We start from the raw sequence: 21,976 nt of genomic DNA, 5'->3' as shown, positions 1-21,976 counted from the left end.
GTCGATGCTCTCAGATGAAATTCAAACCGATGCCGCCGAGCGGGCCATAGTCGACGTGAAACGTGTCGCCGGCGCGCGCCGGAATCGGGCTCGTGAACGAGCCGCTCAGGATCACGTCGTGCGCGTTCAATGATTCGTCATACGGAGCAATCTTGTTCGCGAGCCAGGCGACGCCGGTGGCCGGATGGTTGAGCACGGCTGCCGCGAGTCCGCTTTCCTCGACCGCACCGTTTTTATAAAGCAGCGCGCCGACCCAGCGCAGATCGACGTCGAGCGGACGCACGGGCCGGCCGCCGAGCACGATGCCCGCGTTCGCGGCGAAGTCGGAGATCGTGTCGTAGACCTTGCGCGGTGCGTGCGTCTCGCGATCGAACTGCTCGATGCGCGCGTCGATGATCTCGACGGCCGGGCTCACGTAAGCGGTCGCGTCGAGCACGTCGAATAGTGTGACGCCGGGGCCTTTCAGCGGCTTGCTCAGCACGAACGCGAGTTCCACTTCGACGCGCGGCGCGATGAAGCGGTCCGCGCGAATGTCCTGGCCGTTTTCGATAAACATGCTGTCGAGCAGCGGTGCATAGTCGGGTTCGTCGATCTGCGACGAGCGCTGCATCGCGCGCGAGGTCAGGCCGATTTTTCTGCCCTTGATTACGCGGCCCTCGGCGAGCTTGAGCCTGACCCATTCGCGCTGGATCGCATAACCGTCCTGCACGGTCATCTGCGGATATTGCGCGGAAAAATGGCGCAATTGCGTGCGGGTCTTCTCCGCGCGATCGAGTTGCGCCGCGAGATCGCGGATGGTCTGTTCGTCTAGCATGGTGAGATTCTCGGCTCTTTGCTTTTAGCTCTTGCGTTTAACCCCGCGCTTTTAACTCCGCTCCTAACCCTTCAACCGCGCGTGCAGATTGTTATGCTTCCAGGTGCCCGCTTCGCTGAACTCGCTGATTTCGAGCGACAACGCGAGCCCGTGCTGTTCGAACTCCGTGGCGAAGTGCTGCTTGATCCGCGCGAAGAGCGCATCGCCGCTCGCCTTCCTGACCGCTTCCGAACGGCCCGCGGCAATCTTCAGGTTCGCGTGCAGGAACGCGGCGTCGGGCCGGCCATCGGCGATGCAGTACTGCTCGCAGCGCAACGCGCGCACGCGAATGCCGCCGAGCGGAAACACGCGCTCGCCGTTCTCGCGCTGCGCATCGAGGCACTGCGCGAGGTCTTTGCATAACCGGCCGATGCGTTGTGCGTCGGCGAGATTGGCGCTGTATTCGAGTGTCAGATGGGGCATGGCGATTCCTTTGCGAGTGTCAGACGGGTAGCGGCGTAACCGGGAAGATCGCGTTGATCTGCCCCGTGCCCGAACTGCCGAAATACGGCGTGACGACCTCGGCCTTGCCGTCGTAGCGATCCCAGCCGAGCGCGCCGAGCAGCATTGCGGTGTCGTGCATGCCGCCTTCGCCCCAGCATTTTTCGTTATAGAGCGGCAGCATGTCGCAGAACGTCTTCCAGTCGCCGGTTTCCCACAGACGCACGACGCTGCGGTCCATCTGTTCGAGAAACGGGCTCCATACCTTGTGCATGAATTGTTCGGCCGTGCCGTTGTTCGCGAAGTGGTGGGAGAGCGAACCGCTCGCGAGAATCGCGACCGTGCCGTCGTAACGCTCCTCGATCGCGCGGCGCACCGCGAGACCGAAACGCGCGCTCGTTGCGAGGTCGTGCCACATGCACCAGCCTGCTATCGACACGGTCTTGAAGTGCTGGTCGCTATTCATATAGCGCATCGGCACCAGCGTGCCGTATTCGAGTTCGAGCGTGGTCTCGCTGTGCGCGCGGCTTTTCACGCCCATTTCGTTGGCGACGTCCGCGATCAGATGGCCGAGCCCGGCATTGCCGGGGTAGGCGTACGGCATGTTTCTGATGAAGTGCGGCAGTTCGTTGCTCGTGTACACCCCTTCGAATTGCGGCGCGCAATTGATGTGGTATTCGCTATTCACGAGCCAGTGCACGTCGAAGACGACGATCGTATCGACGCCGAGTTCGCGGCAGCGCCGGCCGATCTCATGATGACCGTCGATGGCGGCCTGGCGGCAGCCCTTGTGCGGACCGTCGAGTTCGGACAGATACAACGACGGTACGTGAGTGACTTTTGCTGCCAACGCGAGTTTGCCCATCGCGATCTCCTTTGTCGGCCTGGCGTCGCGCGGCGTGTGCCTGCGCGGATGCCGCCGTGGTCAAACGCCCCAGCGCGGAATGTGATGCGAGCCGAGCGACACGCAGACGTTCTTCGGTTCGAGAAACACTTCGTAGCTCCAGGTACCGCCTTCGCGGCCCACGCCCGAGGCTTTCGTGCCGCCGAACGGCTGGCGCAGATCGCGCACGTTCTGACTGTTGACGAAGCACATGCCGGCTTCGACGGCGGCGGCCACGCGCAGCGCGCGGCCCGTGTTCTCGGTCCAGATGTAGCTCGACAGGCCATACGAAATATCGTTGGCGAGACGGATCGCCTCGGCTTCGTCGTCGAACGGAATCAGGCAGGCGACCGGTCCGAAGATTTCTTCCTGCGCGATGCGCATGCGATTGTCGACGTCGACGAATACGGTTGGCATGACGAAATTGCCTTGACGCAGTGTGGCGGGCAGAGCGGGCGTATCGAGCCCGCCGCAGGCGAGCGTTGCGCCTTCCTTCGGGCCGAGTTCGATATAGCTGTGCACTTTTGCGAGATGCCCCTGGCTGATCATCGGGCCGACGATCGTGCTGTCGGCAAGCGGATCGCCCACGCTCAGACGCTTCGCACGCTCGATGAAGCGCCCGGCAAAGCGCGCGTAAATGGAGCGCTGCACCAGAATGCGCGAGCCCGCCGTGCAGCGCTCGCCATTGTTCGAGAAGATCATGAATACAGCGGCGTCGAGCGCGCGCTCGAAGTCGGCGTCGTCGAAGATCACGAACGGCGATTTGCCGCCGAGTTCCATCGAGAACTTCTTGAGGCCCGCGGTTTGCACGATGCGATTGCCCGTTGCCGTCGAACCCGTGAACGACACCGCATGCACGTCGCGATGCGCGACGAGCGGTTCGCCCGTTTCCTTGCCGAAGCCGTGCACGACGTTAAGCACGCCTTTCGGAATGCCCGCTTCGAGCGCGAGCTGGCCGAGCATCGACGCGGTGAGCGGCGACAGTTCGCTCATCTTCAGCACGGCCGTGTTGCCGAATGCGAGGCAGGGCGCGACTTTCCACGTGGCCGTCATGAACGGCACGTTCCACGGCGAGATCAGCGCGCACACGCCGACCGGATGGAACAGCGTGTAATTCAGATGCGAATCGGTCGGGTACGTATGGCCGTCGACGCGCGTGCACATCTCGGCGAAATAGCTGAAGTTGTCGGCGGCGCGCGGCACGAGCTGCTTGCGCGTTTGCGAGATCGTCTGGCCGGTGTCCTTCGTTTCGGTTTCCGAAATTTCCGGTACGTGCTGCGTAATCAGTTCGCCGAGCTTGCGGATCAGCTTCGCGCGCTCGGCGGCGGGCTTCGCGGCCCACGCGGGGAACGCGTTCTTCGCGGCGCTCACGGCCGCGTCGACTTCCTTCGCACCGCCGCGTGCGACTTCGGCGAGCACATCCTGGGTGGCCGGATTGACGGTTTCGAAGTACTCGTTCGAGGCGCACGCTTCGCCGTTGATCAGATGGTCGATCGTCATTGCGTTGTCCTTTTCCTGTTCGCTGCGGATCACGCGCGGCCGAAGTCCGCGTCGGATGCGATCGTATTCACGAGACGGCCGAGGCCGTCGATTTCGCAGACGACTTCATCGCCCACGTCGACGTTGACGATGCCTTCGGGCGTGCCGGTCAGGATCACGTCGCCGGGCGCGAGCGTCATGAAGCCGCTCAGATATTCGATCAGTGCGGGGATGCCGGTGACGAGATCGCGCGTGTTGCCGCATTGCTGGCGCGTGCCGTTCACGAAGGTGCGCAGTTCCAGCTGGTTGACGTCGGCGATGTCGGCCGCGTCGACGAACCAGGGGCCGAGCACGGTGCCGCCGTCGCGATTCTTCACGCGCAGGTTCGGGCGATAGTAGTTTTCGAGGTAATCGCGAATCGCGTAGTCGTTCGCGATCATGTAGCCGGCCACGTGCTGCATGGCGTTTTCACGCTCGACGTTGCGCACGGTTTGGCCGATCACGACCGCGAGTTCGCACTCGTAGTGCATGAACGCGACGTCGGCGGGACGGCGCGTGACGCCGCGATGGCCGAGCACCGTGCCCGGTCCCTTCAGAAACACGAGTGGCTCTTCCTGCTTGCCGAACTGCAATTCCTTCGCGTGCTCGGCGTAGTTGAGGCCGAGCGCGAAGATCGTGCCGACTTCGATCGGCGCGAGCCAGACCACTTCGTCTTCGCGGCGCACGCGGCCGTCGGCGAGACGCACGCCATGTTCATGCGGATAGGCTTCGTGAATCGCTCCCGCGTAGGCAACCCGGCCGCGCATCATGACGGTTCTCCGTTGTGACGATGCGCGCCGACGAACGAGACGACGAGCGGCGGCAGCGTGCCGATCGACAAGGTGGCCGTGTCGCCGCTGCGCGCGACCGGCGAGCCGTGGGGCACGCCGAGCGTGATGACGTCGCCCGCATCGAGCGTCATGAAGTCGGTGATGTCGGCGAGCAGTTGCGCGACGTTGCGTAGCGACGACGCAGTGTTCGCGGTGAACCGCGGCTTCGCATCGTTGAGCGACACGCTGATCTCGAGCGCATCGGGCGTTGCGACGTGGCGCGCGGCAACGAGCGCTGGGCCGATCACGCAGAAGCCGTCGCGGGCGCGCAGGCGCACGTTCGGGCGGTACACGTTGGTATGCGGCACGCTCAGATCGCCGATCAATGTGTAGCCGGCGATATAGTCCGCCGCGTGTGCGACGCTCACGCGCGTCGCGGTGCGGCCGATCACGATGCCGAGCGACGCGCCGACTTCGACGCCGGGCGCATCGTCCGGCACGACGACGCGCGCGCGATGGCAGGCGAACGTGTTGCGCGGCTTCAGATAGAGCACCGGCGCTTTGGGCGGCGCCTTGTAAGGCGCGGCGTTCACCGCATCGCCGAGCGCCGCGAGCGCGGCGCGGTCGTTCAGCAGCGTGCCATAGACGGCGCCGCCCACCGGCGCGCGGCATGCGATACCACGCGCGAGCAGCGCGGCTGCGGCGTGGGCGTCCATCTCGCGAGGCAGCGCGTCGCCTTCGGGATGCAGCAGATGATCGGCAAGGGCAAACATGAATGCGCGGCCTCGTGGAAGAAATCCCGACGAACGTTCTGGTGGCCGTTCGTCGAAAACACTAATATGTTAGCAGTATCGTGCTTGATATGATGCACGGTCAATAGGCTGTTGGTTGATCGCGGGTTTTCCCTTAAGCTTCGAGAACCGCTCTCAATTCCTCGTCAATATGTCCGCTGCGTCCACCCGAGTTTTGCACCGCAATCTGCCCATGCTGCTGCTACGCGCCCGCGAAAAAATGATGCAGTGCTTTCGTCCGCTGATCACCGCGCATGGGCTGACCGAACAGCAATGGCGGGTGATACGCGCACTCAACGAGCATGGTCCGATGGAGCCGCGCCATATCTCCGATATCTGCACGATTTCGAGCCCGAGCATGGCCGGCGTGCTCGCGCGCATGGAGAGCATGGAGCTCATTACCAAGGAGCGTTTTGCCGAAGATCAGCGCCGCGTGCTCGTGTCGCTGACCGATACGAGCGTCGAACTCGTGCGCGTGATTTCGAAGGACCTCGAGGCGCACTATCGCGAACTCGAACGCAAGGTGGGGCCGGAGATCGTCGAGCGCGTGTATCGCGCGGTGGACGACCTGCTCGCCGGTTTGTCGGAAGAGGATGAGTGACGGTACTGTACGGTTGAGTCGCTGCCCACGCGGCACCGGTCGTCATCGCGTTTCTAATCGACGCTACTGCCGTACGAGGTAAAGTGGCGGCTTCTGCCGCGTTGGTTCTGCATCTGCGCCGATGCGCCGCCGCTTTCATTCGATTTCCGGAAGAGAAGTCCCATGTCGTTGCCTCCCGAGTTGCCTTCTGAATTGCCCGCTACGTCATCGACGAATTCGACGATGAACTCATCGATCAACGACGCCACGCCGCAACAAAACCGGCTGAAACAGGCGGTATTTCTGCACACGGGCTGGCGCAGCGCGGGAACGTGGGTCTGGTCGCGCTTGCGCGAACTCGAGCGCGCGACCGGCTTCTACGAACCGCTCAGCAACGTGCTGGCCGAACTGAGTCTCGCCGACGTCGCGGCGTCGCGCCCCACGCTGACCTCGGGACATCCGCCGCTCTCGACGCCGTACTTCGACGAATACCGCCCGTTTCTGCGTGAGAACGCGCGCGGCGTGGCCGGCTACGACCGGCGCTTCAGTCTCGACCGTTTCGGCCGTGCGCCCGATGCGCAATTTCCGGCCCTGCACACGTATCTGCGCAATCTGTGCGAGCGCACCGCCGAACAGCGGCGCGTGCCGGTCTTCAAGTTTTGTCGCTCGGGCGGACGCCTGCCGTGGTTCAGGCAGGCGTTTGCCGACGCCATGCACGTGGGCGTGCTGCGCAATCCCGCATCGCAATTCGCGTCGGGTTGGCTGCTCAGGCAGCAGTGGAGCAATCCGTTTTTCGTCGCGGCGCCGTTTCGCGTGCTCGGACTGAATCAGTCGGACCCGCTCGTGAAAGAGGTGCTCGGGCTCTGCGGCGCGAGTCTGCCGCCGCTCATGGCGTCGATGCCGGACGACGCCTATGCGATGGCCTGCGAGCAATACGCGCGCACGGTGGAAGGCGAGAACGCGTATCGCGCCTTCGTCGCGTTGTGGATGCTTTGCGCGTTGCGCATGGGGGACGGTGTCGATCTGCTGATCGACATGGACCGGCTCGGCCAGTCGCGCGAATACGCGGCGAGCTTACGCGCCAGCTTCGACGCGCAATGCGGTTTGGCGCCCGATTTCACGGGGGCGCGCGATCTGGTCGAAGAAACGCGGCGCGGCGCGGCGCGGATGAAAGGCATCGACGGTGGGGCGATGCGGGTCGTGCATTCGGCCGCGCTGAAATTCCTGAAGGCGCAGGGTGGTATCGACGCGAGCTTCGTGGAAGCGGTCCGCGAAAAAATGGTGCTGGCGAACGAGCTGACCGAAGCGTGGCGTTAAGCGTGGAGTCAACCCGTCCGTAGGCTTGTGCGGCCGCTCAGTGCAACTTGCTCGGGGCAACCGCGCGACCGTGCAACGTCAGGCCGCCGCCGCCGACACCGCCGCGCGCAGCCCGAGCAGATAGCTGTCCACGCCGAACCCGCAAATCTGTCCCTTGGCGATCTCTGCGAACACCGACAGATGGCGGAACGGCTCGCGCGCATGAATGTTCGACATGTGGATCTCGACCACTGGCACCGTCAGGATCGCGAGCGCGTCGCGAATGCCGTAGCTGTAATGGGTCCACGCGCCCGCATTGATCATCACGCCGTCGGCGTTGTCGAGGAACGCCTTGTGGATGCGCTCGCACATCTCGGCTTCGCTATTGGTCTGAAAGCTCTCGACGCGCACGCCGAGTTCGTCGCCGAGGACGCGCAGACGCTCGTCGATTTCGGCGAGCGTGATCGTGCCGTATTGCGCGGGGTCGCGCTTGCCGAACATGTTGTGGTTGATACCGTGCAACATCACGAAGGTTTTCATTTAGCTTTAGCGTATCTGAATGGTGAATTGAAGGGTTGCAGCCTGCCTGCGCATTTTAATGCGCGGCCGCCGCCGTGGACACCGTTTCGACGACCGAGCCCGTTCTGGCCGCCTCGACGATCGCCTCGGTAATGCGCAGATTCTGCAAGCCGTCGCGCGCGCTGACGAGCGGCGGTTCCTCGCGACGAATCACGCGCACGAAGTGTTCGAGTTGCAGCTTGAGCGGATCGTCGCGCGTCATTTCGGCAACGCTGACGTCGAACGGCTTCCACCACGAACGGTCCTCGGCCTTGCCGTAGGTTTTCAGGCGCATCGTCGGCACCGAGAGCGAGCCGAACGTGCCGGCGATCACGTAGCAGTCTTCATCGGCATACGACGGGTACGCCTTGTTTTCCTGCGAGGTCTGCTCCCAGCTGCGCGCGCTCGCGGCCGTGTCGGACAGCATGAAGCTGCCGAGCGCGCCGTTGGCGAAGCGCAGGTTGATCGCCACCGTGTCTTCGACCGGAAAGCCGCGCGTCGCATGCGACGAGAAAGCCTGCACCGCGACGATATCGCCGCACAGCATGCGCAGGTTGTGCACCTCGTGAATCATGTTCAGCAGAATCGGGCCGCCGCCCGGCTGGCGCCGCCATTCGGCGTCGGCGAAATACTCGTCGGGCTTGAAGAACACCGCGCTGCCCATGACCGCGACGAGCTGGCCGAGCCGGCCTTCGTCGATCAGCTGCCGCGCGCGCGCCATGATCGGGCTGTGCGCGCGATGATGGCCGATCAGCAGCGGCACGCCGCTCGCGTCCGCTTCGGCCACGAGCGCCTCGGCTTCCTCGACGCTCGGCGCAATCGGCTTTTCGAGCAGCGTCGGCACCCGGGCCGCGAGACAGCGCGAGGCGTGCTCGACGTGCAACTGGTTCGGCGTCGCCAGAATCACGCCGTCGGGACGGTCGCGTTCGAGCAGTTCGTCGAGCGTGCGGTAGAGCGGCACGCCGGCCTCGGCCGCGATCGCGGCGGCGGCGGGTGAGGGGTCGACGATCGCCGAGAGCATGCCGGTGGCGCTGCGTTGCGCGACGGCCATATGCGCGCGGCCGATGTAGCCCGCGCCGGCCACGGCGATCCGGGTGCTGTTCATGAAGCGGTTCCTCTGAAGTCGGTGCAATGAAGTGGGTTTAAAAAAATCCGCTCGAGCCCAGGTTCAGGCTCGGGCTCGAGTTCAGATTCAAGCCGGGGCTCAGGCAACGGCCTTTTTCGCGTCGGCCATGCTTTGTGCGCGCATCGTCTCGTAGCTCTGCTTGTCGATCGGCACCGCGTCCTTCTCGCCGAGGTCGCTGAGCTTCACGCGGAAGTTTTCGCGGGTGTTCCACGCGGTGATCGCGCAGACGATCGTGATGCCGAACGTGATCGCGCCGATCGTGAGCGGCACGTTGTTCGATCCCGGCGGCGCGACGTAGGCGAACAGCGCGGGCAGCAGCGCGGTGATCGTCGTGCCGACGTTCTGGCCGATCGCCATCGCCGAGACGCGCGAGCGGGTCGGGAACAGTTCCGGATAGAAGCTCGGGAAGATCGCGTTGTAGCCCTGGTAGATGACGCCCCACATCAGGATCGACATCACCATCGCGAGCGGCACGTTGCGGATGCTGATCGCGTAGAGATAGCCGAAGGCGAGCAGCCCGGAGCCGAGCGCGCCGACGATGATCGGCAGACGCCGCCCGATACGGTCGGACAGATTGCCGACGTACGGAATCACGAGCACCGCGACGATGTTGCCGACCACCGGAATCCACAGGTACACGCTCTTCGAAAAGCCGATCCCGTACGACGCCTGCACCGCATAGGCCGCGCCGAAAATCGTCGCGACCACCGGGATCACGTTCATCAGCGAGCACAGCACCACGCGCAGCATATCGGCCCAGTTGTACTTGAATGCCTCGACGATCGGCGAGCGCGGCACGCCGCCGCTCGCGTCTTCCTTCTCGAACGCCGGGGTTTCCTCGACTTCGCGGCGGATGATGTAGCCGGCGATCAGCACGACCGAGCTGAGCAGGAACGGGATGCGCCAGCCCCACGAGTTGAACGAGCTGTCGTCCATGTAATAGGCGAGCGGCAGGAACACCGCGGCGGCGAGAATCTGCCCGGCCTGCACGCCTTGCAGCGTGAAGCTTGCGTAGTAGCCGCGCCGCCCGAATGGCGCGTGTTCGAGAATCATCGAACTGGCGCCCGAGATTTCCCCGGCGACCGCGAAGCCCTGGATCAGGCGCAGCACGACGAGCAGCACCGGCGCGAGGAAGCCGATCTGGTGATAGGTCGGCAGCAGGCCGACCGCCATCGTCGAGAGCCCCATCAGGAACATGCAGAGGAGCAGCACGTTCTTGCGGCCGTGCGTGTCGCCCCAGTGCCCGAGAAAGAGCGCGCCGATCGGCCGCGCCACGTAGCCGACGCCGTAGGTGGCGAGCGAGGCGACGATCGCGATCTTCGGATTGCCGGAAGGGAAGAACAACTGAGGGAAGATCAGGGCCGCGGCCTGAGCGTAGATGAAGAAGTCGTAGTACTCGAGCGCCGAGCCGATCCAGCCGCTGGCGGTTGCCTTGCGAGCCTGCGAGCCGTGCCCGCCGCTTGCCGATGCGTTCGTTTCCATATCGTCTCCTGATCAGAGTGTGTTTTTGTCAGCTTCTATGGCTGGATCATTGGCGCCTGTAATGCAGGACTTCGCAAGCCAGGACTTTCCTGGTGGGCGTTGCCGCAGTGCGGCATGAATCGCCTGGGCTTGCCGACCGGCGCTTGCTCAACTCAGCCGTTACGACTAGGGTAATAGAGTTCCGTCCCGACACAATGCGACCAGATGTCAAATCAGAATGCGCTCACAGCCACGAATGAATCCTTCCTGCGCGATCTGCAGCTGTTTTGCCATATCGCGCGGCGCGGCAGCTTCGTCGCGGCGTCGACGGAAATGGGCCTGTCGCCGTCGCATGTGAGCAAGCGCATCGCGATGCTCGAGGCCGGTCTCGGCGTGAAGCTGTTTCAGCGCACCACGCGCAGCGTGAGCGTGACGAGCGATGGCGAAACCGCTTTGCAGTGGGCGCAGAAAATTCTCGACGACGTGCAGGGCATGACCGACGCGTTCGCCGATCGCCGCACGGAGCTGCGCGGCGTGCTGCGCATCAGCACGAGCTTGCGGCTCGGCCGCAAGCATGTCTCGCCGATTCTCACGATGCTGCGCGAGCGCCACCCGAACCTCGAAATCTGGCTCGAACTGCTGGACCGGCGCGCCGATGTGGTCGGCGAGAACTTCGACATCGACGTGCGCGTCGGCGAAGTGCAGGAGCCGCATCTGATCGCGCACAAGATGGTGGAGAGCGCGCGCATTCTGTGCGCCTCGCCGGCTTATCTGGAGCGGCGCGGCGTGCCGCTCGAACCCGCCGACCTCGCGCAGCACGACTGCCTGTTGTTTCGCGGCCGCGACGACCGCTTCGGCGTGTGGCGTCTCGCCGGGCCGCATGGCGAGAAGAGCGTGAAGGTGACGGGCACGGTCGCGTCGAATCTGAGCGACATCGTCGTGCAATGGGCGCGGGACGGTTACGGGATCGTGATGGTGTCGATCTGGGACGTCGCCGAAAGCCTGCGCTCGGGCGAACTCGTGCGGATTCTGCCGGCGTATCTGCAGCCGGCCGACGTGTGGGCCGTGACGGCCGAGCGGTTGTCGTCGTCGGCGCGGATTCAGGTGTGCATCGAGTTTCTCAGGGAGCAGTTGACGAGCGGACCTTATGCGCTCGTCACGCGCGGCGTGGGCGGGTTCTGAGGCGTCGAAGCGCCGAGGTTCGGCCACTGCATGGCGCGGCGCGTTTTACACGCTCGAAGCCGCATCCTCTTCGGCTGCGTCGAGCGTGCCGCGCTGCACCGTCGCCACGGCATCCGTCATGACCGCGGCGGCGACCGGGCGCGGGTCGTCGATGCTGTAACGCAGGCGCCCGCCTGCCAGGTAAAAGCGCAGCCCGCGATGCCGCATCAGATAGGCGAGGCCGACCAGCGCCGCGCTGAAGCCCGAGGCCGCGCCCACGCCGAGCGCCCAGCGCGGCCCGAAATGATCGGCGACCCAGCCGACCACCGGCGCGCCGAGCGGCGTGCCGCCGAGCGAAAGCGCCAGCAGGATCGCGATCACGCGGCCGCGCATCGCGGGCTCGGTGGTCAGTTGTACGAGGCTGTTGGTCGAGGTCGTGAAGGTTTGCGTCGAGACGCCGATGATGATGAGCACGAGGCCGAACAGCACGTAGTTCGGCATCAGCGCAGCCGCCGTGCAGCCGGCGCCGAACACCGAGGCGGCGCCGAGCAGCAGCGCCATGCGCGGCCGCGCGCGGCGCGCCGCGAGCAGCGCGCCCGTGACCGAGCCGATCGCCATCGTCGAGCTGAGCACGCCGTACTCGCCCGCGCCCGCATGAAACGCGGTGACCGCCATCGTCGAGATGAAGATCGGGAAGTTCAGGCCGAAGGTGCCGATCAGGAACAGCATCAGCAGCGCCGCCTTCAGATCGGGGCGCTTCCAGACGTATTTGAAGCCTTCGACGAAGCTGCCGCGCGTGCGCACCGCGAGCGGCTTGCTGTGCAGTTCGTGCAGGCGCAGCATGCGCAGCGCGCCGAGCACGGCGACGAACGACAGCGCGTTGATCAGGAACACCCAGCCGGTGCCGACCGAGGCGATCAGCAGGCCCGCGACGGCCGGCCCGATCATGCGCGCGGCGTTGAACGAGGTCGAGTTGAGCCCGACCGCATTGGCGAGATCGGCCTCGCCGACCAGGTCGGAGACGAAGGTTTGACGCGCGGGGGAATCGAAGGCGGTCACGCAGCCGAGCAGTCCCGCGAACAGATAGACCTGCCACAACTGCGCGAGCCCGGTCACGGTGAGCAGACCGAGCACGAGCGCCAGCGTGCCCATCGCCGCCTGGGTCGCGAACAGCAGCTTGCGGCGGTCGAAGTGATCGGCCGCATAGCCGGTGAGCGGCAGCAACAGCATCTGCGGGCCGAACTGCAGCGACATGACGATGCCGACCGCCGTCGCGTTGTGATGCGTGAGTTCGGTGAGCACGAGCCAGTCCTGCGCCGTGCGCTGCATCCATGTGCCGATGTTCGAGACGATGGCGCCGCTCGCCCAGACGCGGTAGTTGAAATTGCGCAGCGAACGGAACGTGGAGCTCACGGCGAGGTTTCCTTGGCGCCGGATGGTGGGCGCGCATGCGTGCATACATGTGAGCCATGAACGGCCGCCGCTGACGGCTGTTCATGGCACGGGCTCATGGCGCCCGCTTACGACTCCTGCTTACGGCACCTGCTCGATGACCTGCCCGGAGACACGCTCGATGACCCGCTCGATGAAGCCCGCTCAGGCGCGTGAGCTTTCGAGCAGGGCGAGCACTTCCTGCGTCGTGCCGGTTTCGCCGAGGCGGGGGAAGATGCGCGTGATGCTGTTGACGTGCGCGTCGGCGTTGAGGTCGGTCATTGCGTCGACGACGAGCGTCACGTTCAGGCCGAGTTCGCTCGCGAAGCGCGCGGTCGATTCGACGCCGATGCTGGTCGCGATGCCGGTGAGCACCACCTGCGTGACGCCCTGGCCGTCCAGATACGCGGCGAGGTCCGTGTTCGTGAACGCGCCCCAGGTGCGCTTGGTCACGACGTGGTCCGACGGCTGCTGCTTCAGCTCGGGCAGCAGGTCCGCGAAACCGGCCGGGAAATCGCCGGGGGGACGGCCCTGTTCGGTGCGCCCCGGGGCGCCGGCCGTGACGTTCACGAGCACGACGGGCAGGCCGTGGCGGCGGAACGCGTCGAGCAGCGTGACCGAACGCTCGACGATTTCGCCAGCCGGATGCGCGGTGGGCAGCGCGACGACGCCGCGCTGCAGATCGACGACGACCAGTGCGATTCTGGCGTCGAGAGTGGTGAGTGCCATGGAGTGCTCCTGCGAGTGGCGAATAGGGTGAGCGCGAATGCGAGTCGCGCGTTATGAATCGACGAGGCGTTTGAGCAGATCGACGCCCGTCGCGAGTTGTTGCTGCTCGGCCGGCGAGAAGTGCGTCTGTATCGTGCGATACAGCCAGTCTTCGCGCGCCGCGCGGCTTGCCTTGACCTTCCTGCGAAAACTCGGCGTGAGCGAGAGAACCGTTTGCCGCCCGTCGTTGGGATCGGGCGTGCCGCTCACGAGCCCGGCGGCTTTCAGTGCCGCGAGCGTTTCCCCCATCGACTGCGGACGCATGCCGTGCGCACGCGCGAGCGCGCTGACGGTCGCCGGGCCTTCGCGTTCGAGCTGCGTCAGCACCTGTACCTGCGACGGCGTGAAGTCGCCCACGTGGGCTTCTTCGCGCAGACGCCGGCGCAGCTTGCTGTTCAGCACGCGCAGGTCTTCGGCCAGCGCATGCAGCGCTTCCGGTGTTACCGGCGAGAGGGGAGTGCTCATGCGGCGAGATGAGGTGAAGGTTAACTATGAAGGTTACCTTCACATCTTGTTCGGGTCAAGCCAGCGGCGATGAGCATGACCCGGCCGGCGAGTCTCATGGCGACGCGAGCGGGAGACTTCAGCAAGCAACATCAGCGGGCACGCGCGCGGCGGCCGAGAAAACGCCAGAGCGCGCCGCCGGCCAGCATGGCGGCGCCGAGCACGATGCCGAGCAGCACCAGCGTGCTCAGATGCTCGTGGACCACCGGCACGTTGCCGAACAGATAGCCGGCCGCGATCAGCGAGACGACCCATAGCGCGGCGCCGGCGGTGACATAGGTCGCGAAGCGCGCGAAGGTCATGTGCGAGACGCCGGCGGCGAACGGCGCGAACGTGCGCACCACGGCGATGTACGGCGACAGCAGGAAGGTCAGGCGGCCGCGCGCTTCGCTGAACGCGTGCGCGCGTTGCAGCGCGGCGCGGTTCAGCCATGCGTAGTTCGAGGTATAGACCCTCTCGCCGACCGCGCGGCCCAATCCATAGCCGACGATGCTGCCGCCCACCGTCGCGACGAACAGCACGGGCGCGACGATCCAGACGTTGAGCGCGCCGGTGGCCGCCAGCGCGCCGCAGATGAAAATCAGCGGATCGCCGGGCAGGAAGAACAGCGGCAGAAAACCGTACTCGACGAATACGACGACGAACAGCAGCGCATAGACCGCGGAGCCGAATTGCAGGATCAGCGTGCTCAGGTGCTGGTCGAGGTGCAGCGCGATCTGCAAGGCGTTCATCAGGTTCATCGGCGGCAGCGGCGAGGTAGGTGGCGGGATGCCACGAGTGTAGCCTCGCGCGCGGCCATGTTGGGGCGGGCGCGTTGGGGGGGCGCGTGTTGCCGGTGCAAAAAAACGGCGGGCGTGACCGAAGCGATCTCCGGTCACGCCCGCCATACGGGTTTGACGGCAGCGGCGGTCGGCCCGCGCTGCCGCTGATGCCACCCGCTGCTTACTGCACTTCTTCCAGCGTCGGATAGTCGGTATAGCCGACTTCGCCGCGCGCGTAGAACGTGGCCGGATTCGGCTTGTTCAGCGGCGCGTCGGTCTCGAAGCGGCGCACGAGGTCCGGGTTCGCGATAAACAGCTGACCCCACGCCACCGCATCCGCTTCACCGGCGTCGAGCACCTGCTGCGCGGTTTCTTTCGTGAACTTTTCGTTCGCGATGTACGGGCCGCCGAATGCCTTCTTCAATTGCGGGCCGAGGCGGTCCTCGCCGAGCGCTTCGCGCGCGGCGATGAACGCGATCTTGCGCTTGCCGAGTTCGCGTGCGACATAGCCGAACGTCGCGGCCGGGTCCGAATCGCCCATCGTGTGCGAATCGCGGCGCGGTGCCAGATGCACGCCGACGCGGTTTGCGCCCCACACGCCGATGCACGCGTCGGTGATTTCGAGCAGCAGACGCGCGCGGTTTTCGATCGGGCCGCCGTAAGCGTCGGTGCGCTTGTTGGTGCTGTCCTGCAGGAACTGGTCGAGCAGATAGCCGTTCGCGCCATGTATTTCGACGCCGTCGAAGCCGGCGGCCTTGGCGTTTTCAGCGCCCTTGCGGAACGCTTCGACCACGCCGGCGATTTCGTCGAGTTCGAGCGCGCGCGGCGTCACGAACGGACGCTCGGGGCGCACGAGGCTCACGTGGCCGCCGGCCGCGATCGCGCTCGGCGCGACCGGCAGTTCGCCGTTCAGGAACACCGGGTCCGAAATGCGGCCGACGTGCCACAGCTGCAGGAAGATCTTGCCGCCCGCATCGTGCACGGCCTGCGTGACGAGCTTCCAGCCTTCGACCTGTTCCTGCGACCAGATGCCCGGCGTTTCCGCGTAGCCGACGCCCTGCGGCGTCACCGAGGTCGCTTCGCTGAGGATCAGGCCGGCGCTCGCGCGCTCGGCGTAGTGGCGCGCCATCAGCGCGTTCGGCACGCGGATTTCCTCGGCGCGCTGACGCGTGAGCGGCGCCATGATGATGCGGTTCGACAGCGTAAGGTCGCCAATTTGCAGCGGATCGAAAAGAGTCGGCATGAGAGTTCACCTTTGGCGGCGGGCCGGGCCCGGCGCCTTGAAAGACTGCGTGAAAAAGGAAGCGCGGCGATGCGAATACGCTGCTCAGAGCTGCGCGTTCATGTGTTCGAGGAACGCCTGAATGACGGGCTCGTTGCGCTTGAAAAACACCCATTGGCCGACCCGTTTCGACGTGACGAGCCCCGCGCGCTGCAGCGCGGCGAGGTGCGCCGACACGGTGGACTGCGACAGTCCGCAACGTTCGTCGATCATGCCCGCGCACACGCCGTGCTCGAGCGGGAACTCCTGATCGGCGAAATGCACGCCCGGCTCGCGCAGCCAGCCGAGAATCTCCCGGCGGACCGGATTGGCCAGCGCTTTGTGGATCGCGTCGAAATCGGGTGTCATCTGGATCGTTTTCAAGCTGATTCGACAACCGGCACACGGAACGCCGAAGGGCGCCCGCGCGATTGCATCGCTACTGGACGAATTATATATCGTAATTCGACGATATGCATGAAGCCACTACTGCCAATGGGGATGCCCAAGGGCCAACGGGCGGCGGCCCCTGGTGCCATTGCACCAGGCATCGATGCGCCTCGCATAGAGGGACGATTCGCACGGCACGCATGGGTTCACGCCGCGCCGCCGCTTTGTATATGATCCTCGCGGGGACACCTGTTCAATAATCGGCGGCAACAACCGCTATTCGTTGGGAAAGCAATGAGTGACACGACGCAGCCACCGTTTTCCGTTCTGTTCGTCGACGACGAGGAGATGTCGCGCAACCATTTCTCCCGTGCGATTCGTGCCGATTACTGCGTGCACGTCGCGCAGAGCGCGGACGAGGCGATCGAGCTGCTCGGCACGCACGGCGCCGAGATCGCCGTACTCGTGACCGACTACCGGATGCCGGGCCGCGACGGCGACGACCTGCTGCGCCAGGTCGCGCAGGAGTATCCGCAGATCATCCGCATCCTCGTGACCGCCTATGCGGACAAGGACATGCTGCTGCAAACGGTCAATACCGGCGACGTCTTCCGCATTCTCGAAAAGCCGCTGCGCACGGAGAAGGTGCGCGAGGTGCTGCAACTGGCGATCGCGCGCTACGCGGAACGCGAAACGCGGCAACAGCGTCTGCTCGCGATGGACGAAACGCTGGCCTTCCTCGCCCATGAACTGAACACGCCGCTCGCGGCGATTTCGCTGTTCGCGCGCTCGGTCGAGAACGACGTCGCCGAGCAGTACGATCCCGACCGGCAGAAGGAGATCGGCGACGCGGCGCGCTCGATGCTCGACAACGCGCAGTATTGCCTCACGCTGATCTCGTCGTTCTGGGCGACCGTGCACAAGAGCGGCGGCCAGCCGTCGGCCTCGGAGACGGGCGGGCGCGAGATCAAGGCGACCCGGCTGATCGCGTCGCTGCTCGACACCTACCCGTTCGTCGGTACGCAGCGCGACTGGATTCGGGTCGACGTGCAGGGCGATTTCGTCGTGCGCGCGATGCCCAATTGCGTCGCGCTCGTGCTGTCGTCGCTGATGTCGAATGCGTTGCGCGCGCTCGGCGACACGGCCGCACCGTCGCTGTGGCTCGAAGTGGTCGAGAATCCGGAGCCCGAGATCCGCCTGCGCGACAACGGCCCCGGGATCGCGCCCGAGGTCAAGGCGCGGCTGCTGCAGGACCCGGTGACGACCTATGCTGGAGCCGGCGGGCATGGCATGGGGATGATCTTCTGCAATCGCATCATGCAGTCGTTCGGCGGGCGGCTCGGCGTCGAATCGACGGTCGGAGAGGGCACCACGGTCACGATGGGCTTTCCGAACCTCGGCTTTGCCAGCCTGACGAGCCGTGCCGAGGGCGCGGGCGATTGAAATGAGCGGGGGGTGTGCCGGGTTGCGTCTGGTTGAGCCGGGCTGAACCCGGCAACGCTACGCGCCGTCACGCACCATCGCGCACCATCACGCGCCGCTCACCCTCGGGCACGCTCAATCGCTCATCGCATCGCGATGATCGTGCCGCGCGTTCGCCGCTGCATGGTGGCGCTGCAGCGCATCGGCCGAACGCGTGCTCAGCACGCGGATTTGCGCGAGCCAGTCGGTTTCGAGCGGCCACTCGCCCGCGATTACGCGCGGATAGATCTGCCGCGCATAACCATGCAGCGCCTTTGCGCCGATGTTGCCGCTGACGCCGAGCAGCGCATGCAAGGCCACGTGCGTCGCCTTGAGGTCGACGGCCGCGGTGCTCGCCACGAGCTGTGTCACGAGCGTGCGGATCTGCTCGATACCGTTGATGAACGATTCGTCGAGCAGATCGAGCGCGGCCAGTTCTTCGAGATGTTCCTCGTCGAGCAGGTTGTCTTCGGGCACGGCCGCAAGCGGGCTCGCGGGAGTGATTGATGCATCTGGCATCGTCGGCGCGAGCGGCGCGTCCGCGGGTTCCGTCTGCGTGGCTGCGGCGAGGCTCGCCGCCGCTTGCGCGGCGCCTTGACCATGCGTGCCGAACTGGCGCGCGAGACATGCATAGAGCGCGCCGGCCTGCACCGGTTTGATCATCACTTCGTTCATGCCGGCTGCGAGACAGGCCTGGATCGATTCGGAGTCGGAATGGCTCGTGAGCGCGATGACCGGCACCGTGGCGTAGGCGTCGGTACGCGCGCGGATCGCCTTCGTCGTGTCGATGCCGCTCATGCCCGGCATGTTCATGTCCATCAGGATCGCGTCGATAAAGCCGTCTTCCTGCAGGCGCGTCAGCACGGCCTGGCCGTGTTCGGCCTCGACCACGCTCGCGCCGCAGCGCTCCAGATAGGCCTTCGCGACGAGCCGGCTGTAGGTGTCGTCGTCGGCGACGAGGATCGAGCGGCCGATCAGGCCGTCGGGCCGCAGCCCCGCATCGTGCCGCGTGCCGTTCTCGAACAGCGCCTGCAGCGCGGTGATCAGTTCCTGCACGCTCGACGTCTTGCTGATGATCTCGTCCATGCCGGCGCGGCGCGAGCGCAGGCGCACCGCGTTGCCGGGCTCGGCGGTATAGGCCGCGATCAGCACGTTGCGGTTCGGACATTCGCGCTCGGCGCGAATCCGCTCGGTCGTCGCATAGCCGTCCAGGCCCGGCATGCTGATGTCCATCAGCACGAGGTCGTAGGGCGACGCGCGGCGCAGCGTGGCGAGCGCGACTTCGCCGCTTTGCGCCTCGCTCACGTAGGCACCGGCCTTGGTCAGCACGCGGCGGGTGCGGGCACGCAGCGTGTTGTCGTCGTCGACGACGAGCACGCGCTTGCCGCGGAACACCGGCATCGCGCGCTCGAAGATCCGCCGCTCGTGGTCCGCGACTTCCTCGGCCGACACGGCCGGAAAGCTCAGCGTGAACTCGGTGAACTTGCCGACTTCCGACTGGCATTCGATGTTGCCGCCGAACGCGCGCATCGCGCGCTGGCAGTAGGCGAGCCCGAGCCCCGTGCCGCCCGAATTGCCGGCCGTGCGAAACGGCTCGAACAGATGCGGAATAAGCTCGGCGGCGATGCCCGCGCCAGTGTCGCGCACGATCACCTTATTGCGCTCGACGATCAGCGTGAGCGTGGCCTGCGGATACGGGGCAATGTGATAGAGCGAGTTCTTGATCAGGTTGAACAGCGTGAACAGATAGACCGTTTCGTCGACCTTGAAGATGAAGTCCTTCCTGACGGCGATGCTGATTTTCGCGCGCTCGTTGTCGTTGTCGAAGCCGTATTCCTCGAGCGCCTTGCGCGTGGTGGCCGCCGCGTGCAGGTAGCTCAGGCTGTCGGAGCGGATCGATTTCGCGCTGACTTCGTCGAGCGTCATCGCGATGATGCGCAGGCCGCGCTCGATCGACAGCTGCCCCTGGGCGAGATGGTTGTACAGCACGGACGCCCGGCCGTGCGTGAGGGTCGTCGCTTCGCCGGGCTCGGTCACGGCGGGCAGCGCTTCCTGGACGCGGTCGAGCACATGGCGCAGCTGGCTCAGCGGATTGCGCATTTCATGCGCGATGGAGCCCGCGAGCGCCTGCAGCGCGCGATTCTTTTCGACGAAGATGCGCCCCTTGCTGATGGCGTGGCTGAACGCCATGCTGCACAGCACGACCACCGGCAGCAGTGCGATATTCGATTTGTCTTCGGCGCTGAGCACGACCGGGTGCGGCGCGCTGAGCACCGCGGCGAAGCCGCCGGAGAACACGCCGATGCCGATGCAGGCCATCAGCAGCAGCGGATTGTCGATGCACAAGGCCAGAATGAAGATCATCATGACCTCGGTCATCATCCACATCGTGGAGAAATCGTTTCTGACCGTCAGAAACGTGCAGACGAACGGCAGCACGTAGATCAGGCAGCAATGCCAGTAGATCAGCAGATAGTGGTTGTCGCGCTTCGGCCAGCGCGACTGGAACAGCAGCGGAATGCACACGGCCGCCGCGCTGAGCCGCAGCATCAGGTTGTCGTAGGGCTGCGGAAGGATGTAGGTCCAGACGACGTAATAGATGGGGTGGCACAGGAGGCCGAGTGCGCCTCCCCACCGGATCGCAAACCTGCTTCTTTCGAGCATATCCCGCATCGTTTCGCGTGATATCGCCATCAGGCCTCCGTTCACGTTACGACCCCATCAACTCATGCGTATTGAATCGATGCGCATCCAGTCCCTCGAGGCTGACCGGCGCGCCGTTCTTGCCGTGGAACGGACCGACCGAAAAGCCGTTTTTCTTGAGGAGACTGTGAGTATAAGAGACGGACCACACGGGCGGGCTGCCAATGATGAAATCGGAGGCGATACCTTCCTGCCAGGCCGAATAGCCTTCGGCGAAGCAGGTGTAGCAGTCGCGCGTGGACGGCAGCCGGAACGGGAATGCGGTATCGAGTCCGGCCGGGCCGCGGGCGAAGCATTCGATATAGAGCGTATGGCCGCGCGAAGCGAGTTCGGCCTCGACGCTCGCCGCGCGCGGATGCGAGTCGTCGATCCAGAACTGCGCGCGCTTGAGATCGGCGGCGGTGAGGTAGGGGACGCTCGTGCTGCTCGCGAGAATCGCGCCATCGAAGGCGGGCAGTTGCGTATCGGGGCTGAACGTATGCACCGAGACCTTCGACTTGCCGAGCAGGTCCGACGCGAGCAGTTCTCTCGCCTGGTCGATCAGCAGGTTCATCTTGTCCGGCAGGTCGATCAGGATCAGTTCGCGCGGCGCGTCCTTGTAGAGCAGGTACTTGGCGACCGTCGTACCGAGCCGGCCGGCCGCGCCGAACAGCGCGAGCTTCGTCTTGCCGAATTCGAGGTCGAGCTGGTCGCAGCAGTGCATCGCCCAGTCCTTGAGCATCGCGGCGGTGGCCGCGTGGCCGGTCGTGATGTGAGGCGGCTTGATCGGGCGCGGCAGCGCGCCGTAATTGCACGCGTACGGCGTCGAGGCGCCCATCGCGATCATGCCGAGTCCCGCTTCCCGGGCGAGTTCGAGTGCCGGAAAAAATTGCGTTTCGCGGAAACGCTTGATGCCGCGCGGACTGCCCAGCCACATTTCGAGCGGCACCGGGCACGCGATATTGGCGCCGATCACCTGTGAGCCCGAATAGATCGGCGAGGCGATAAAGGGCTTGGTATTCCAGAGTTCCTCTTCGAACGATTCGCTCCGGGGACGAACGTTGTGAAAAGAAAATGAAAGCGTTTCCCAGTCGGTGGCGTGAAACAGAAAGCCGACGCCGCCTTGGCGGCCCGGCAGATTGTCCCGGATCTGTTCCGGGTGAATTTCGTTCTTGAGGATCAGCGGTGCACTATTTCGATGCACGACTAACCCGGCTTGCCCGTTGGAAATGGTCGACACGTCTTTAAGGAGAGCAGTTTTCATTGGTTTTTCCTTGGAG

General features: G+C 65.1%; 22 protein-coding genes. 4 read left to right on the top strand and 18 right to left on the bottom strand.

Features of this window, described 5'->3' with window-relative positions; all coding sequences use genetic code 11:
- Nucleotides 1–10: 10 nt before the first annotated feature.
- The 6 genes from hpaH to G3N58_RS24155 form a co-directional block, all read right to left on the bottom strand.
- A complete protein-coding gene (hpaH, locus tag G3N58_RS24180) occupies nt 11–814 on the bottom strand; it encodes a 2-oxo-hept-4-ene-1,7-dioate hydratase (protein ID WP_167049661.1) in 804 nt (267 codons plus the stop codon).
- A gap of 63 nt (nt 815–877) precedes the next feature.
- A complete protein-coding gene (locus tag G3N58_RS24175; protein ID WP_167285064.1) occupies nt 878–1,276 on the bottom strand; it encodes a 5-carboxymethyl-2-hydroxymuconate Delta-isomerase in 399 nt (132 codons plus the stop codon).
- Nucleotides 1,277–1,295: 19 nt separating this feature from the next.
- Nucleotides 1,296–2,159 (bottom strand): 3,4-dihydroxyphenylacetate 2,3-dioxygenase, encoded by an 864-nt coding sequence (hpaD, locus tag G3N58_RS24170; RefSeq protein WP_205990887.1) that lies wholly within the window; start codon nt 2,157–2,159, stop codon nt 1,296–1,298.
- Between the two features lie 60 nt (nt 2,160–2,219).
- Nucleotides 2,220–3,677, bottom strand: a complete 1,458-nt coding sequence (gene hpaE, locus G3N58_RS24165; RefSeq protein ID WP_206000396.1) for a 5-carboxymethyl-2-hydroxymuconate semialdehyde dehydrogenase — start codon at nt 3,675–3,677, stop codon at nt 2,220–2,222.
- A gap of 29 nt (nt 3,678–3,706) precedes the next feature.
- Nucleotides 3,707–4,465 carry a fumarylacetoacetate hydrolase family protein gene (locus tag G3N58_RS24160; RefSeq protein WP_206000395.1) on the bottom strand — a complete coding sequence of 253 codons (759 nt, stop codon included), beginning with the start codon at nt 4,463–4,465 and terminating at the stop codon, nt 3,707–3,709.
- Nucleotides 4,462–5,238, bottom strand: a complete 777-nt coding sequence (locus G3N58_RS24155; protein ID WP_206000394.1) for a fumarylacetoacetate hydrolase family protein — start codon at nt 5,236–5,238, stop codon at nt 4,462–4,464. The genes G3N58_RS24160 and G3N58_RS24155 overlap by 4 nt, the downstream gene beginning before the upstream one ends.
- A gap of 211 nt (nt 5,239–5,449) precedes the next feature.
- On the opposite strand from G3N58_RS24155, the gene hpaR reads away from it, so the two are divergent.
- Nucleotides 5,450–5,857 carry a homoprotocatechuate degradation operon regulator HpaR gene (hpaR, locus tag G3N58_RS24150; protein WP_206000393.1) on the top strand — a complete coding sequence of 136 codons (408 nt, stop codon included), beginning with the start codon at nt 5,450–5,452 and terminating at the stop codon, nt 5,855–5,857.
- 53 nt (nt 5,858–5,910) lie between these two features.
- On the opposite strand, the gene G3N58_RS24145 is transcribed toward hpaR, so the two are convergent.
- On the bottom strand, nt 5,911–6,096 hold the full coding sequence (locus G3N58_RS24145) for a hypothetical protein (protein ID WP_206000392.1): 186 nt from the start codon (nt 6,094–6,096) through the stop codon (nt 5,911–5,913).
- Between G3N58_RS24145 and G3N58_RS24140 the strand changes: the two genes are divergently transcribed.
- Nucleotides 6,080–7,153 carry a hypothetical protein gene (locus tag G3N58_RS24140; RefSeq protein WP_206000391.1) on the top strand — a complete coding sequence of 358 codons (1,074 nt, stop codon included), beginning with the start codon at nt 6,080–6,082 and terminating at the stop codon, nt 7,151–7,153. The genes G3N58_RS24145 and G3N58_RS24140 overlap by 17 nt on opposite strands.
- Nucleotides 7,154–7,231: 78 nt before the next feature.
- Here the strand turns inward: G3N58_RS24140 and aroQ are convergent, their stop codons facing one another.
- The 3 genes from aroQ to G3N58_RS24125 all read right to left on the bottom strand — a co-directional run bounded on the left by aroQ (nt 7,232) and on the right by G3N58_RS24125 (nt 10,298).
- Complete coding sequence (aroQ, locus tag G3N58_RS24135; RefSeq protein ID WP_206000390.1) at nt 7,232–7,672, bottom strand: type II 3-dehydroquinate dehydratase; 441 nt, start codon at nt 7,670–7,672, stop codon at nt 7,232–7,234.
- Between the two features lie 55 nt (nt 7,673–7,727).
- Entirely contained in the window at nt 7,728–8,795 is a 1,068-nt protein-coding gene (locus G3N58_RS24130; protein ID WP_167049645.1) for a Gfo/Idh/MocA family oxidoreductase, read from the bottom strand.
- A 99-nt stretch (nt 8,796–8,894) separates the two neighbouring features.
- Nucleotides 8,895–10,298 carry an MFS transporter gene (locus tag G3N58_RS24125; protein ID WP_167049643.1) on the bottom strand — a complete coding sequence of 468 codons (1,404 nt, stop codon included), beginning with the start codon at nt 10,296–10,298 and terminating at the stop codon, nt 8,895–8,897.
- A gap of 204 nt (nt 10,299–10,502) precedes the next feature.
- Between G3N58_RS24125 and G3N58_RS24120 the strand changes: the two genes are divergently transcribed.
- A complete protein-coding gene (locus G3N58_RS24120) occupies nt 10,503–11,459 on the top strand; it encodes a LysR family transcriptional regulator (protein WP_167285073.1) in 957 nt (318 codons plus the stop codon).
- Between the two features lie 45 nt (nt 11,460–11,504).
- Here G3N58_RS24120 and G3N58_RS24115 read toward each other — a convergent pair whose 3' ends face one another.
- From G3N58_RS24115 to G3N58_RS24090, 6 genes are all read right to left on the bottom strand, one after another.
- Nucleotides 11,505–12,851, bottom strand: a complete 1,347-nt coding sequence (locus G3N58_RS24115) for an MFS transporter (RefSeq protein ID WP_206000389.1) — start codon at nt 12,849–12,851, stop codon at nt 11,505–11,507.
- Between the two features lie 183 nt (nt 12,852–13,034).
- Entirely contained in the window at nt 13,035–13,598 is a 564-nt protein-coding gene (locus G3N58_RS24110) for a cysteine hydrolase (RefSeq protein WP_206000388.1), read from the bottom strand.
- Nucleotides 13,599–13,649: 51 nt separating this feature from the next.
- Nucleotides 13,650–14,102, bottom strand: coding sequence for a MarR family transcriptional regulator (locus G3N58_RS24105; protein WP_205990526.1), 453 nt, complete (start codon nt 14,100–14,102; stop codon nt 13,650–13,652).
- A gap of 131 nt (nt 14,103–14,233) precedes the next feature.
- Nucleotides 14,234–14,881, bottom strand: a complete 648-nt coding sequence (locus G3N58_RS24100) for a VTT domain-containing protein (RefSeq protein ID WP_167049635.1) — start codon at nt 14,879–14,881, stop codon at nt 14,234–14,236.
- A gap of 202 nt (nt 14,882–15,083) precedes the next feature.
- Nucleotides 15,084–16,145: an alkene reductase gene (locus G3N58_RS24095; RefSeq protein ID WP_167049633.1), complete on the bottom strand. Its 1,062-nt coding sequence runs from the start codon at nt 16,143–16,145 to the stop codon at nt 15,084–15,086.
- An 84-nt stretch (nt 16,146–16,229) separates the two neighbouring features.
- The gene (locus G3N58_RS24090) at nt 16,230–16,532 is read right to left on the bottom strand and encodes a helix-turn-helix transcriptional regulator (protein ID WP_167049682.1); all 303 of its coding nucleotides are present in this window, start codon (nt 16,530–16,532) and stop codon (nt 16,230–16,232) included.
- A gap of 315 nt (nt 16,533–16,847) precedes the next feature.
- On the opposite strand from G3N58_RS24090, the gene G3N58_RS24085 reads away from it, so the two are divergent.
- Nucleotides 16,848–17,996 carry a hybrid sensor histidine kinase/response regulator gene (locus G3N58_RS24085; RefSeq protein ID WP_167049631.1) on the top strand — a complete coding sequence of 383 codons (1,149 nt, stop codon included), beginning with the start codon at nt 16,848–16,850 and terminating at the stop codon, nt 17,994–17,996.
- A 114-nt stretch (nt 17,997–18,110) separates the two neighbouring features.
- On the opposite strand, the gene G3N58_RS24080 is transcribed toward G3N58_RS24085, so the two are convergent.
- The gene (locus tag G3N58_RS24080; protein WP_167049629.1) at nt 18,111–20,708 is read right to left on the bottom strand and encodes a hybrid sensor histidine kinase/response regulator; all 2,598 of its coding nucleotides are present in this window, start codon (nt 20,706–20,708) and stop codon (nt 18,111–18,113) included.
- A 16-nt stretch (nt 20,709–20,724) separates the two neighbouring features.
- Nucleotides 20,725–21,960 (bottom strand): hypothetical protein, encoded by a 1,236-nt coding sequence (locus G3N58_RS24075; RefSeq protein ID WP_205990524.1) that lies wholly within the window; start codon nt 21,958–21,960, stop codon nt 20,725–20,727.
- Nucleotides 21,961–21,976: the final 16 nt, after the last annotated feature.

The sequence above is a fragment of the Paraburkholderia sp. Ac-20342 genome (assembly GCF_017104985.1).
In the GTDB taxonomy this organism is placed as follows: domain Bacteria; phylum Pseudomonadota; class Gammaproteobacteria; order Burkholderiales; family Burkholderiaceae; genus Paraburkholderia.
The sequence above is the reverse complement of the archived record's forward strand: the minus strand, read 5'-3'. Positions and strand labels throughout refer to the sequence as shown.